General features: G+C 37.6%; 12 protein-coding genes. 5 read left to right on the top strand and 7 right to left on the bottom strand.

The annotated features are described in order from the left end of the window. Nucleotides 1–232: 232 nt before the first annotated feature. Nucleotides 233–1,384 (top strand): ABC transporter ATP-binding protein, encoded by a 1,152-nt coding sequence (locus ANA7108_RS0109285; RefSeq protein WP_016950508.1) that lies wholly within the window; start codon nucleotides 233–235, stop codon nucleotides 1,382–1,384. 160 nt (nucleotides 1,385–1,544) lie between these two features. Here ANA7108_RS0109285 and ANA7108_RS0109290 read toward each other — a convergent pair whose 3' ends face one another. The 6 genes from ANA7108_RS0109290 to ANA7108_RS0109315 all read right to left on the bottom strand — a co-directional run bounded on the left by ANA7108_RS0109290 (nucleotide 1,545) and on the right by ANA7108_RS0109315 (nucleotide 7,247). After that, nucleotides 1,545–2,378 (bottom strand): hypothetical protein, encoded by an 834-nt coding sequence (locus ANA7108_RS0109290; protein ID WP_016950509.1) that lies wholly within the window; start codon nucleotides 2,376–2,378, stop codon nucleotides 1,545–1,547. A gap of 103 nt (nucleotides 2,379–2,481) precedes the next feature. Then, nucleotides 2,482–2,925, bottom strand: coding sequence for a GNAT family N-acetyltransferase (locus tag ANA7108_RS0109295; RefSeq protein WP_016950510.1), 444 nt, complete (start codon nucleotides 2,923–2,925; stop codon nucleotides 2,482–2,484). A 112-nt stretch (nucleotides 2,926–3,037) separates the two neighbouring features. Further along, on the bottom strand, nucleotides 3,038–4,075 hold the full coding sequence (mtnA, locus tag ANA7108_RS0109300; RefSeq protein ID WP_016950511.1) for an S-methyl-5-thioribose-1-phosphate isomerase: 1,038 nt from the start codon (nucleotides 4,073–4,075) through the stop codon (nucleotides 3,038–3,040). Between the two features lie 281 nt (nucleotides 4,076–4,356). Beyond that, a complete protein-coding gene (locus tag ANA7108_RS0109305; RefSeq protein WP_016950512.1) occupies nucleotides 4,357–5,064 on the bottom strand; it encodes a class I SAM-dependent methyltransferase in 708 nt (235 codons plus the stop codon). 84 nt (nucleotides 5,065–5,148) lie between these two features. Next, nucleotides 5,149–6,126 (bottom strand): DNA cytosine methyltransferase, encoded by a 978-nt coding sequence (locus ANA7108_RS0109310; RefSeq protein WP_016950513.1) that lies wholly within the window; start codon nucleotides 6,124–6,126, stop codon nucleotides 5,149–5,151. A gap of 20 nt (nucleotides 6,127–6,146) precedes the next feature. Further along, on the bottom strand, nucleotides 6,147–7,247 hold the full coding sequence (locus ANA7108_RS0109315) for a HindVP family restriction endonuclease (RefSeq protein WP_016950514.1): 1,101 nt from the start codon (nucleotides 7,245–7,247) through the stop codon (nucleotides 6,147–6,149). A gap of 119 nt (nucleotides 7,248–7,366) precedes the next feature. Between ANA7108_RS0109315 and ANA7108_RS0109320 the strand changes: the two genes are divergently transcribed. The 3 genes from ANA7108_RS0109320 (at nucleotide 7,367) to ANA7108_RS0109330 (ending at nucleotide 10,738) form a co-directional block, all read left to right on the top strand. Continuing rightward, on the top strand, nucleotides 7,367–9,145 hold the full coding sequence (locus ANA7108_RS0109320; RefSeq protein ID WP_016950515.1) for an FAD-dependent oxidoreductase: 1,779 nt from the start codon (nucleotides 7,367–7,369) through the stop codon (nucleotides 9,143–9,145). Nucleotides 9,146–9,246: 101 nt separating this feature from the next. Beyond that, a complete protein-coding gene (patX, locus tag ANA7108_RS0109325) occupies nucleotides 9,247–9,483 on the top strand; it encodes a heterocyst-inhibiting protein PatX (RefSeq protein WP_016950516.1) in 237 nt (78 codons plus the stop codon). 1,054 nt (nucleotides 9,484–10,537) lie between these two features. Beyond that, nucleotides 10,538–10,738, top strand: coding sequence for a hypothetical protein (locus ANA7108_RS0109330; protein ID WP_016950517.1), 201 nt, complete (start codon nucleotides 10,538–10,540; stop codon nucleotides 10,736–10,738). A gap of 99 nt (nucleotides 10,739–10,837) precedes the next feature. Here ANA7108_RS0109330 and glnA read toward each other — a convergent pair whose 3' ends face one another. Then, nucleotides 10,838–12,253 carry a type I glutamate--ammonia ligase gene (gene glnA, locus ANA7108_RS0109335; RefSeq protein ID WP_016950518.1) on the bottom strand — a complete coding sequence of 472 codons (1,416 nt, stop codon included), beginning with the start codon at nucleotides 12,251–12,253 and terminating at the stop codon, nucleotides 10,838–10,840. Nucleotides 12,254–12,615: 362 nt separating this feature from the next. Between glnA and apcB the strand changes: the two genes are divergently transcribed. Further along, nucleotides 12,616–13,125 (top strand): allophycocyanin subunit beta, encoded by a 510-nt coding sequence (gene apcB, locus ANA7108_RS0109340; RefSeq protein WP_016950519.1) that lies wholly within the window; start codon nucleotides 12,616–12,618, stop codon nucleotides 13,123–13,125. Nucleotides 13,126–13,151 lie beyond the last annotated feature (26 nt).

The following is a 13,151-nucleotide window of genomic DNA, read 5'->3' on the forward strand; positions in this document are numbered from 1 at the left end:
AATAAATTTGTGTGTACTTCATTAGAATGGGAAACGCTATAAATTATGAGATAAATTACCTAGGATCGAAAATAGATAGCAACCAACTTGTCAACTAGAGCTTTGAAAATGCCATTAACCTCCTAAAAGATAAGAAGAGTACAATGAGAGTATCTAGAAGCAGCGCAGAGTTTATAGTTACTATTCCCTTATAATTATATAAAACTGCCAAATACAACGAATTAATTTGATAATGGCAAAAGTTGTTCTAGAAAGTATTAAGTGTAAATTTAACAATGTCACTGCTATCGAGGATATTAGCTTTGAAATTCCTGATGGTGAGTTTTGGGTGTTTGTTGGACCTTCAGGATGTGGTAAATCTACGATTTTGCGAATCATTGCCGGATTAGAAACTGCTACATCTGGTAATCTGTTTATAGGCGATCGCTTAGTTAATGATATCCCAGCAAGAGCGCGTGATGTAGCGATGGTATTTCAGAATTATGCTCTTTATCCCCACATGACAGTAGCGCAGAATATCGGTTTTGGGTTAGAAATGCGAAAAATTGACCCTAAAACGATTCAAGAACGGGTGTTGAAGGTAGCGCGATCGCTGTCTCTAGAATATCTTTTAGATAGGAAGCCTAAACAACTTTCTGGGGGACAGCAACAACGAGTAGCATTAGGGAGAGCGATCGCACGTCAACCACAATTATTTTTACTCGATGAACCTTTATCTAATTTAGATGCTCAACTACGAGATGATACTAGAGCAGAATTAAAACAGTTACATCAAGAATTGGGAATTACGACAATTTATGTCACTCATGATCAAGTGGAAGCGATGACTTTGGCTGATAAAATTGTGGTTCTAAATCGTGGACGAATTCAACAAATTGGTGAACCTCAAAGTATTTATGCTTTACCTGCTAATGAGATGGTAGCAACTTTTTTGGGTAATCCACCCATGAATATTTTACCAGCTATTTATAAAGGTGATAATTTTGATGTTAGCGGTCAATTATTAGCAGTTCCCAAAAACATCAAAGCAGCCTTAAGTTTACAACCAGAAGAAATTTGTAATTTAGGGATTCGTCCTGAACATATTTATATTAACAAATATATTAACAAATATATTAATGAATCTATTAACGAACCGCAGAGGTGCGGAGAATTCAGAGAGAAAGAGTTGGGAGGTTTGGTTGCAGAAGTGAAGCTGGTAGAACCTTTGGGACGAGAAACATTGATTCGTACAAGCTTATCTGGTTCTTCTGGTTGGCTAAATGTGCAAGTGGGTGGAGATGTGCGTTTACATCGAGGAGAACGGCTAAATTTGCAATTAGATTTAAGTCAGTTATTTGTATTTAATCCAAGTAATGGTAATAGAATTTTTCCCGTTGCTTGAGAATAATTCAAAATCAAAAAAGGTAGGTTGGAGAGTCTCCGTGTCTTCTTCAAGTAAGGAAACTCAACATTATCAAATAAAATTATCAAAACTTTTGTTGCGCTGTCGCTTAACCCAACCTACAAAAAATCAATTTAATATCAATTTAACAACTAAAAATTTATTTCAATCCTGTAGCTTTCAAAATCTCACTATCACCTTTTTTGACAATTAGAGTTGAAGGAGAATTTCCATCTTCTGTAATGGGTTGTTCTAAAATGTAAAGATAATCTCCATTTGTCCAACCTGTAACACATTTACCATCCCGACAAGAGATTTTTCCACCTGTTAAATTAATACATTTACCTTGAGAGTCACATCCTTTATAAGTCAAGTTTCCTGTATTATTAACTCCTGTCCAAGAGTCAGTATTTCCAATCGTAATTGTCCACTCACCATTACTTATAGTGTTGGATTTACTTGATTTACTATCTTCGGTTTTGGTGGATGATTTCTCATCTAGAACTTCCATGTTAGTAATGATAGATTCTTTGCGAGTTTTACCACATGGTTCAATACTTTGACAATCACTAACTGATTCTATTTGGTAAGAAGCACGTACTTTTTTATTGAAGAATTTTGCTTCTTCAGCACAAATCTCAAAGCTTGCACCTTCATTATATTCAATTCCTTTTTCATCTACTAATGTGACATAACATAATAAATCGCCATTTACTAATTCTTTGACTGTGCCAACTTCTGGTTGTTTGGGTACTTTTGTTTGTGGAATTTGACTTTTCTGAGTGGTACTGCTGACAGTTTGAGGTACAGATTTTGTTGCAGTTGAAGTATCAGCTTGAGTTTCTGTTTTTGGAGAAGTTTCCGGTTGTGATTGTGCAGTAGTATTAGTTGATGTCTCTATAATTCTAGTATTTGCATTAGGTTGTGAATTAGTACAACTGAAAAGAGAAATGCAGGAAAGAATTAAGGAAATGGTGTGAATTAATTTTTTCATAAGTAATTTTTACCAGTTTGTAAATACTAGATTTACTGGTTTGAAAGAATGTGATAATTCTGTTTTATCTATAATGTGACATCCAGCATAGATTTTTATGCTTCTACTGCAACGGCAAAGTGTAATAGTAAAACTCTTCATTCTTAATGTAATCTCGTGCTTCATAAAGTTTTTGTGCCGTTAAGTTAGAAATTTGAGTAGATAAAATTACTCGAACGGCTTTACTCTCTTTTGCATATTCTTCCGCAGCACTCATCAATAAATTTGCAATTCCCCTCCGACGATAGGACTCTTCTACATATAAATCGTTCAATATCCATACTCGTTTCATCGATACTGAAGAAAAGCTGGGATAAAGCTGAGTAAATCCAACTAATTTCCCATTGTCATTAGCTGCAAACACTACCGATTCATGATTCTGGAAACGTTCTTTAAGAAACTCTTTGACAGCTTCAAGATTTGAAGCTTGATTGTAAAAAATACGATACTGATCAAAAAGTACTGCAACATTGTCAAGATGATTAATATTAGCCAAGAAAACTTCCATTTATTTTCCTCATGGATAATTTAATTGCAAATTCAATGATATTGTTTTAGTATCATTTCCTTTAATTGACCAGACTACGACTAAAAAACGTCCAGCAATTATTGAATATTTACTAATGAATAGTCTGAGCTTTTATCAATTCCCCAGGGGCAAAAGCACCATTTTCTGTAATAATGGCTGTAATTAATTCGGCAGGAGTAACATCAAAAGCAGGATTATAAAAATCTGCTCCTGAAGGTGTCAAAATAGTATCACCAATTTGATATATTTCCGCTGGATTACGTTCTTCAATAGGGATTTGACTACCTTCAGCTAAGACAAAATCAATGGTAGAAAGAGGTGCGGCAACAAAGAACGGGATATTATGTTTTTGAGATACTATAGCTAAACTGTAAGTTCCAATTTTATTGGCCGTATCACCATTCGCTGCAATTCTATCAGCACCCACAATTACAGCATCAATCAAACCCTGTTTCATGCAATGTGCAGCCATACTATCAGTAATCACTGTCACCGGAATTCCTTCTTGCACACATTCCCAAGCTGTCAGTTTTGCACCTTGTAAACGGGGACGAGTTTCATCTGCAAATACTCGCGTTAGCCGTTCTTCTCTCCACGCAGAACGCACAACACCCAATGCAGTACCATAACCTGCTGTTGCTAAAGCGCCGGTGTTACAATGGGTAAGTATTGTTAATTTTTCTGGGGTTTTGGGTAAAGCTGCTAAACCATGATCACCTATAGCTTGACAGGTTTTTATATCTTCAGCGTTGATAGTTTGGGCAGTTTCTAGGAGAATTTGTTGAATTTCTGCGATTGTTCCTAGAGTTTCATAAGCAGTTTGCATCATTCTACCAATTGCCCAAAACAAGTTTACGGCTGTGGGACGGGTAGAACGCAACAATTGAGCAACTTTTTCTAATTGTTGCAAAAATTCGGTGCGATCGCTAGTTTCAATTTCCCTCGCACCCAAATACATTCCATAAGCAGCAGCAACACCAATTGCCGGCGCACCTCTAACAATCATAGTTCTAATGGCTTCGGCCATATCTTCGCTGCGATGAATTTCCACCACAGCATACTCATTCGGTAAACGAGTTTGGTCGATTAGTAAAACAGAGTTATTTTTCCAAACAACGGAATAAAGCATAAATAGGTAATTGGTAGTTGATGATTAGTACTAGTTATTTCCCGGTTTCTATTCCCTACTACTATGGGAAATAAGTAGTCATCATAGCAACTTTAGGGTAATTTTGAGCGATAGCGTTCAGCGCGACCTATGAATCGCTTTGAGTATACAGCGGATTCTTTTGTTATAAGGTATATCATAGCCCCCATCGCTTGCGGGGAGGGGGTTGGGGGTGGGGTTCTTGTACCTCATGACACTGGAAAGTGCTGTATCACAAAGTATAAAAAAACCTAAATAGTAATTTAAGAAGTTTTAGTTGCTACCCAACCACCAACCCAAAGTCCTGTATAAAATCTCAAGATATTGCCAAAACCAGCTTGCTGTAATAATTCCACTACTCTCATTTCTGAAATAGTAAAAACACCTTTTTTGATTGTTTCCAGTCCTTGTATTCTTTTTTCTGGGTTCATTCCCATTTGCTTCCAATAAACTTTAATAATAGAAATCATTCGCTCAAATTCATCAGTTTCTTTTTCACCAAATATGTCTACTAAAATGAAAGTAGCTGATGATTTTAGACGTTGGGAAATATTTTTAAGTAAAGCCAGTTTACTGCCATCATCAGGTAGGAAATGCATTACTAAAATACAAGTTGCTGCGTCATATAAAGAAGTAGTATTTAAATCCTGGGTATATCCTGCAAACAATTTAATTTGTTCAGATAATCCATATTCATCTATTTTATTTTGAGCAATAGATAGCATATTACTCGATGGATCTACACCTAGCATTTGCCACTGTGAATTACCTTTACTAAACTTGACTAATTCCATCCCACTACCAGCACCCACAATCAACAAATTAGCTTTTTCTGGTATATTTGCTTTTAGAATAGACAATGCCATATTGTGCATTGCTTCATAACCAGGTAAAGCCATTTGAATCATCGTGTCGTATTCATTGGTAGCAACTGGTGGGTTAGAGTCAAAATTTATAGTTTGTTCTGGCATTTGCTTTTATTGTTATGTTTAATCAGTCATTTGATTATACATCAACACAATAAACGAAATAATGCGATCTGAGGTTTAGCAATGCTAAAGCTTTACATAATGATTTTGATAATTTAAACAGTTAACAGAAGCATCAAATATCTGGTATTTATTTTTATCTTGAATATACATCAGCAGACATTTAGCAACATATTCTGCTAATTTAACAGGTACAGCATTACCAATCATTTGTTCTAAATCTGTTTTTGAACCTGCAAAAATAAAATCATCAGGAAAAGTTTGAATATAACTTCTTTCACGAGTAGTTAGGGGACGCAAATCTGGGGTTAATTCTGCAACATCTCCGGGATGTTGTTGATAATTTTTAGGTATTGGTCTATTCACACCTCTAATAGTTGGACTTGGTTCATCAATACTAAAAATAGCCCTTCTTTGATAACTTCGAGGATGTCGATAATAATATTCAATCCCTAAACTATTTCCTAAACAATCTCTAATAGTTGTAGGTTTACTAGATAAATTAGTTTCTAGATAAGTCTTTAAATTATCATCCTCACCATCTTTTTCTCCTATACAAAAAAATCTTTTTCTTTTTTGAGGTACACCACATAAACTAGCATCTAATACTTTTTCTGTTAAACCATAACCAGCAGATTTAAGAATTTGCCGAAATTCTTGATATTTGTTGGATTTTCTAAACAATTCTACATTTTCTAAGACAAACCATTGACTAGAAACATTCGCTACTATTTCCGCAAATGTAATACTTAAATCTCCTCTACCTAAATCCTCATTACGCTTACCTGCACTAGAAAAATCTTGGCATGGTGGACCACCAATAATCACATCTGGTAAGAATTGCTTAAATAGGGAATAATTATTATTTATCTGACTCAAATCATATTCACAAATTGGATGATCAAAGTTTTGCTTGTAAACATTTATTGCAGGTTTCCAGTTGTCAAAAGCAGCAACAATTTTAAATCCACCATTCTGAAATCCTAGCGATAAACCACCACAACCAGAAAATACATCTATGACTTTTAAGGAAGAGGATTCCATCTGTATATTCATTAAAGTTATCAAATGTCTTTTAATCTATTATCAAAAATTTCTGGATTGCTTAAAATAATAGCATCAAATCTTCTTTCAGGGCTTAAAAAATTCTGTCCTCCTCCTAAAATTATGTTATTAATTTCTTCTTTGGTAATTCGGGGTTGAATCAAATTATCACAAGTCATATAAGGTCTAGTATTAGAACCGCTTAAAGCAAAAGCTTTATCATTCTTCGTATTATAGGTTAATGTATCAATAATTAATTTATGATTTATTTTCCCAATTAGAGCAAATTCATATAACATCTTTGCTAACCATACTACAGAACGCATAGGTCTTTGTATGCTTTCTTCTGATTTAGCTAATCTTTTAGTGATATCAAAGAAAAGCCGAGTAAATCCGAAGTTGCTCCAAACAAAAATATCTAAGCAATTTTGATAAAGTTTGGAAGTTTTACCTACTGTTTTCCATATTGGTTGCATGACTAATGGAGATTGCATTTCAATATTATCACTTATTAAATTATCTAAACAATCTACAATTTGAGGAATAAAAGGCAATATATGACTTATACTATGCCAATCTTGAATCTGACTACATATAGGTTGTAGATAACTTAGTAATTTATCTCTTGAATTTTCAAATTCATGAGCAATACTCAAAGCAAGATAGACAATAGTATCGGGTCTGGTCACAATTTCACAGCCATATTGATTATCTGGTAAGCGATAAGTGGAATTGTCAGGTAATGCCGTTAATTTAATTTCTATACTTCGTAAACAAGCATTATCTTTATTCAGATCATGGGTCACTAAATCAACTCTTGGCAATTTACCAACTACTATTTTTCTATAAGGTACATAGTCGCTTTCAAAAGAAAAAAACAAATTAGGAGAAAGAGGACAAATACCCAATATTTGAGAAGTATCTATTTCTTGATGCTGAATTTTTAATTGCTTGTCTAAGGTTAAATAATTTAGTTTAAGTCCTTTTTCGTGCATATAACAAGCCAATGACACAGGAAAAGAATTATTAAATTGATTTTTACCCCAACTTTCTCTTTGAGAAAAGTCTCTATTAGAATGAATTAATCCAAATAAACCTACTTGTAAATTATCTGGTTGCATTAGATCAATTTTGATAATATGCTCACATAACAATTTCAGTATAAATTAATTTATTGATATTTAGCTGATTTCTCGATTTATAATCACTCATCATCAAAAAAGTACAGTAACTATTATCTATGCTCAATCAAACCTATACAACCGATGTCCTAGTTGTCGGAGGAGGAACCGGCGGAACTGCGGCGGCTATCCAAGCGGCACGAAGAGGCGCTAAAACCATTCTTGTGAGCGAATTTTCTTGGTTAGGCGGAATGCTAACCGCAGCGGGCGTATCTGTACCAGATGGTAACGAATTAGAAGCATTTCAAACAGGATTATGGGGTGCATTTATACAAGAATTACGCCAACGACAACCAGGAGGATTAGATAATAGTTGGGTGAGTTTTTTCAGTTATGAACCGCGTATAGGTGCGGAAATCTTTGCTGACTGGGTAAAGGAATTACCTAATCTACAATGGATATCAGACAAAGTCCCCTTAGAAGTGTTGCGTCAGGGAGACTGTATTACAGGTGTACGCTTTGCAGACTTCACTGTCAACGCCAAAATTATTCTTGATGGTACAGAATTAGGAGATTTATTAGCCTTAGGTGAAGTACCTTATCGTTGGGGTTGGGAACTAAAGTCACAATGGGGAGAACCTAGCGCACCAGAAAGTTGTAACTCGCTTACCGAAAAATATCCCATACAAGCGCCCACTTGGGTGGTTGTAATGCAAGATTTTGGGGAAAGTATCGCTCCAGAAACTGCCCCTGCTCCTAATTATGATCCATCCTTATTTATAGGGGCTTGGGACGACTATGGAGTAGAGAGATTTTTAAATTATGGTCGCTTGCCAAGAGGTCAGTTTATGATTAACTGGCCTATTTGTGGCAACGACTACGGCCAAAAAGCTAATCGGTTGATAAAGTCAGACTCAGATAGACGTGAGTTTGCCCAAGAATGTTTCTGGCATAGTCAAAACTTTGCCCATTTTATCCAAACTCAGCTTGGTCGGCGTTACGGTTTAGCAGAAGGTGTTTTTCCTAGTTTCTCTCCAGCTTTTGCGCTGCATCCTTACTATCGGGAAAGTCGCCGCTTAGAAGGACTATTTACTCTCTGTGAGCAGGATATTCTGCCATTAGCAGGGGGTAGAGTCGCAGCAAAATTTGATGATACGGTTGCTATTGGTAACTACGCCAACGACCACCATTATCCTGGTGATAAGTTCTCACTGCAACCTAAATCTATCCGCTGGGGGGGACGTTGGACTGGAACTCCCTTTACTATTCCCTATCGTTGTCTAATTCCAGTGACTACAGATGGTTTGCTGGTCTGTGAAAAGAATATTTCTGTGTCCCACATTGCTAATGGGGCAACCAGACTACAACCAGTTGTTATGAGTATAGGTCAAGCAGCGGGTATGGCAGCTGCTCTATGTTGTGAGTTAGAATGTCAACCCAGGGATTTGCCAGTTAGAACGCTGCAAGCAGCTTTATTAACTGATGAGCGATTGCCTTCGGCACTGCGCTCCGCGCAATCGCCTGCGGCAATTGTTCCCCTGTTTAACTTATCAACCAATCATCCAGACTGGCTAGACTGGCAAATTCATTATTTGGACAACCCAGAAGCATATCCCATTAGTGGTAATTGTCCTCGTTTATTGGTTAATCCGTATGATTACTTGAATCTTGATTGTTTCATAGGCATTTTTAATCGCCTAGAGCAACAACGCTACACATTTACTATCACCAACTCAACTGAATTTTCACCGAAAATTTGGCAGATTGTTACCTTGAAATCCCATATTGATGAGCAACTGCAAGCCCTTCCCCCTCAAGAAAAGCTCACTATCTGGGGACGAACAAACTCATCTGGTAACTGGCTACTCGTTGAATATATCGACGAAGTATCAAATTGATTTTTTTGCAGTCAAATACAATACTTTTTAACAAATTGTCCGGATGATCATACAAAAGTTAAGTATCAGTGAATTAGAGAGTTCTAAAATAGACATCTACTATGCGTGCTGCCATTTCACTTTTAGTATCGAGTCTGGTATTCGGCTCCTTAGCTTTTAACTGCGAAGCGGTACTCACTCGCCTTTCCTACCTGCTCATTGCTACTTCTGGTTCACAACAGCTACTCGCTGATAAGCCTAAAACTAGTCCTAACCAACCAGAAACGCCAGCACCTCATCGCGGTAGTGGGCGCAAAGAGTCAATGGGATATTCCAGAAATATCTATTCTGTTGTTTAACAACCGTAGCGTCAGTCCGCTTGTGGGAGAATTAGTTGCCAACAAGGGAATCAAATTACCGGATAACTGGATGTTCAACATCTCTTCCACGATTTGTCGAACAGAGACATAGACAGTTACAGCACTACACAGCTAATCAACCGTTTCAAATGTCATCTTCTTTGACAGAAATATAGACAGTTACAGCACTACACAACCGTTCCAGATTTCATCTTCTTTGACAGAGATATAGACAGTTACAGCACTACACAATTCAGCAACCGTTTAGTATTTTCTAAAAATATCTGGTAACTGCGGCTATCCTGGCGTGTATTAGTGAATCAGTGACTCATATATATGCTAGTCCAGCCTTCTTCAACCACTTCTACTTTGCACTAGGCGTATATAAGTTGGGAAGGCTCATGGCAATAGGGTGAGCAGGAAAAGCGGGTAAACAGGGGGAACAGGTGGAAAATCAGACTGTTCTTTCTGTAATTAACCCGTCTATGTTGGTGTGGTGGACTGCTAAGATTCATCAGCCTGAAGAAAATGAGTATTCATAGTTGACTTTAAGCTGGCTTATGAGCGATGAAATACCTGCTCACAAAGTGGGCTTGTATTTTCATATCCTACTTGCTCAACGCTCTAGATTATCTTATAGCAAGAGACAGGGCGATTAGGACACGAACTGATTATAAAACCTAGACACCAAAAGACTTTTCAGCCTCTTATCTGTCACTTGCTTGTTATCGTCAATCAATTTAAAAAATAAAGCGTTTTCACAGGGTCAACTTTAAAAATATCAAATAGGCTTAACCCGTCTCAACTCCTTTCCCTAATGGAGATGCTTGGTGTACAAGCAGCCTAACAGGGAAGGGATTTACAGACAGGTTTTAAGTTTAATTAACCTTTCGTGTTGCCGCACATCGTGGAAATAGCGATCGCTATTTTCATGCAATTATGAATTTATATTAAGAAAATCAATTCCGTAACATAAGCTACAGAATTTTTGCTATATTGGGAAGTGAAAGAATAGTTAACCATATATCTATAAAAAATACAGAGGAGTGTAGTTATGTCTATTCAAGAAAAATCCCGTGCGTTAATGGTACGTCAACATCAACAAGTTAAAAACCGTCAACAATCAATGTTGATGCGTGCCGCACAAGAACTTGGTCTTCCCGAAGAAATATCCCACTACTGGAACCCCATTCAAGGGAAGATAGATTCTACTACCCAAAGCCTTTATAGCAGCAGTCATGCTTCTATGAGCTAAGGTTGTGCATTTCGTGTGATTCCCAAATGACGAGGTTCAAAAAAGCCACCCCAGAGGGTGGCTTTAAAAGAGTTACTAAAAGTTACGGATTCTAAGCAATTAGCAATCGTAATACAAGAAGAATTCGTAAGGATGAGGACGCAACTGCATCTGCTTAACTTCGTTAGCCAGTTTGTAGTCAATCCAGTTTTGGATGAAGTCTTCGGAGAATACGCCTGTATCTGTCAAGAAAGCGTGATCGTTTTCGAGCGCTTCTAATGCCAATTCTAAAGAACCTGGAGTGGAAGGAATTTTCGCCAATTCTTCTGGAGAAAGTTCATAGATATTTTTATCTAAGGGTTCACCAGGATGGATTTTGTTCTTAATACCATCAATACCAGCACAAAGCATGGCAGCAAAGGCTAAATAGGGGTTAGAAGTGGCATCTGGACAACGGAACTCTAACCGCTTGGCTTTGGGGTTATCTCCAGACAGAGGAATCCGCACAGAAGCAGAACGATTACCTTGGGAATAAGCCAAGTTTACAGGTGCTTCATAGCCAGGTACTAGACGTTTGTAAGAGTTTGTAGTGGGGTTGGTGATTGCCAACAGTGCTGGTGCGTGCTTGAGGATACCACCGATGTAGTAGAGTCCCATTTCACTCATGCCAGCGTACTTGTCACCTGCAAACAGAGGTTGACCACCTTTCCAAATAGATTGGTGACAGTGCATACCGGAACCGTTATCGCCAAAAATTGGTTTTGGCATGAAGGTGACGGTTTTGCCGTATTTTCTGGCAACGTTCTTGATGACGTATTTGTAAGTCATCAACCAGTCAGCAGCTTCGATTAACTTACCAAATCTAAAACCAAGTTCGCACTGACCACCAGTTGCAACTTCGTGGTGTTGCTTTTCAATGGGTACACCACAGTCTTTCATAGTTAGCAGCATTTCTGTCCGCATATCTTGAAAGCTGTCTGTTGGTGGAACAGGGAAGTAACCTTCTTTGAAGCGGGTTTTATAACCGAGGTTAGGGCTTTCCTCTCTACCAGTGTTCCAACGACCTTCTACGGAATCTACGTAGTAGTAACCTGAGTTGGCGGTTTGGTCGTAGCGGACATCATCAAAGATGAAAAATTCAGCTTCAGGACCAAAGAAAGCTGTATCACCAAGTCCGGTAGAAGCGAGATAATCTATTGCTTTTTGAGCAATAACACGGGGGCAACGATTATACCATTCGCCTGTACGGGGTTCTTTAATACTACAAATGATACTTAGAGTTGGCTCTTTCATGAATGGGTCGATCCAAGCGGTGTTGGGATCGAGTACCATTGTCATGTCAGATTCTTCGATACCTTTCCAGCCCCGAATACTAGAACCGTCGAAAGGCACACCATCAGAGAATGAACTTTCATCAATTTGATCCTGGTACATGGTCAAATGTTGCCAAGTCCCTGGTGTATCGATGAATTTCAGATCAATCATCTGAATGTTTTTGTCTTGAATCATCTTCAAGACTTCTTTTGGTGTTGTCATTGTTACTCCTTCTGTACCCAATTTCCTAAAGTAAAACGAAAATCTGCCAAAGCATCTTCAGCCTGCTATGCTAACCCAAGTTGTGACACACCACCTGGAATATCGTAAATACTTGACTTGAGGTGATTTTGTAGTGTTTGTTACAGATGATCCCGATTACAGGTTATATTAACCTTTCTTCATCATCTGCACAAAACTGGAAATATCATCTCATGGGGGTCAACTTTGGCATAGAATCCTTAAATAGCGGATGGATCGTTTTTGTGCCGCATCTATTGTTTATGGCACAAAAGTTTACTGGTGCATAATAGCTGCCAAATAAATATCAAACCATAGATAGTTAATGATTGGGAGAAAAAAGAATGCGCGATGCAGTTACAACTTTAATTAAGAATTATGACGTAACCGGTCGTTATTTTGACCGGAATGCAATTGACAGCCTCAAGTCTTACTTTGAAACCGGTACAGCAAGAGTACAAGCGGCAGCTGCAATTAATTCTAATGCAGCGGCTATTGTTAAACAGGCTGGTGCTAAGTTATTTGAAGACTTACCAGAATTGATTCGTCCTGGTGGAAATGCCTATACAACTCGTAGATTTGCGGCTTGTTTACGGGATATGGATTATTACCTGCGCTATGCTACTTATGCCTTAGTTGCTGGCAATATGAATGTGTTGGATGAACGTGTGTTGCAAGGACTCCGGGAAACCTACAATTCTTTGGGTGTACCTATTGGTTCAACAGTTCAGGGCATCCAGATTATGAAAGATATCGTCAAGGCACAAGTTACAGCTGCGGGTGTGGCTAATACTGCTTTTGTGGATGAGCCTTTTGACTATATCACTCGTGAATTGAGTGAGATTGATGTTTAATATCTAAATTTTGGCGATTAGAAATC

The sequence above is a fragment of the Anabaena sp. PCC 7108 genome (genome assembly GCF_000332135.1).
GTDB lineage: Bacteria > Cyanobacteriota > Cyanobacteriia > Cyanobacteriales > Nostocaceae > Anabaena.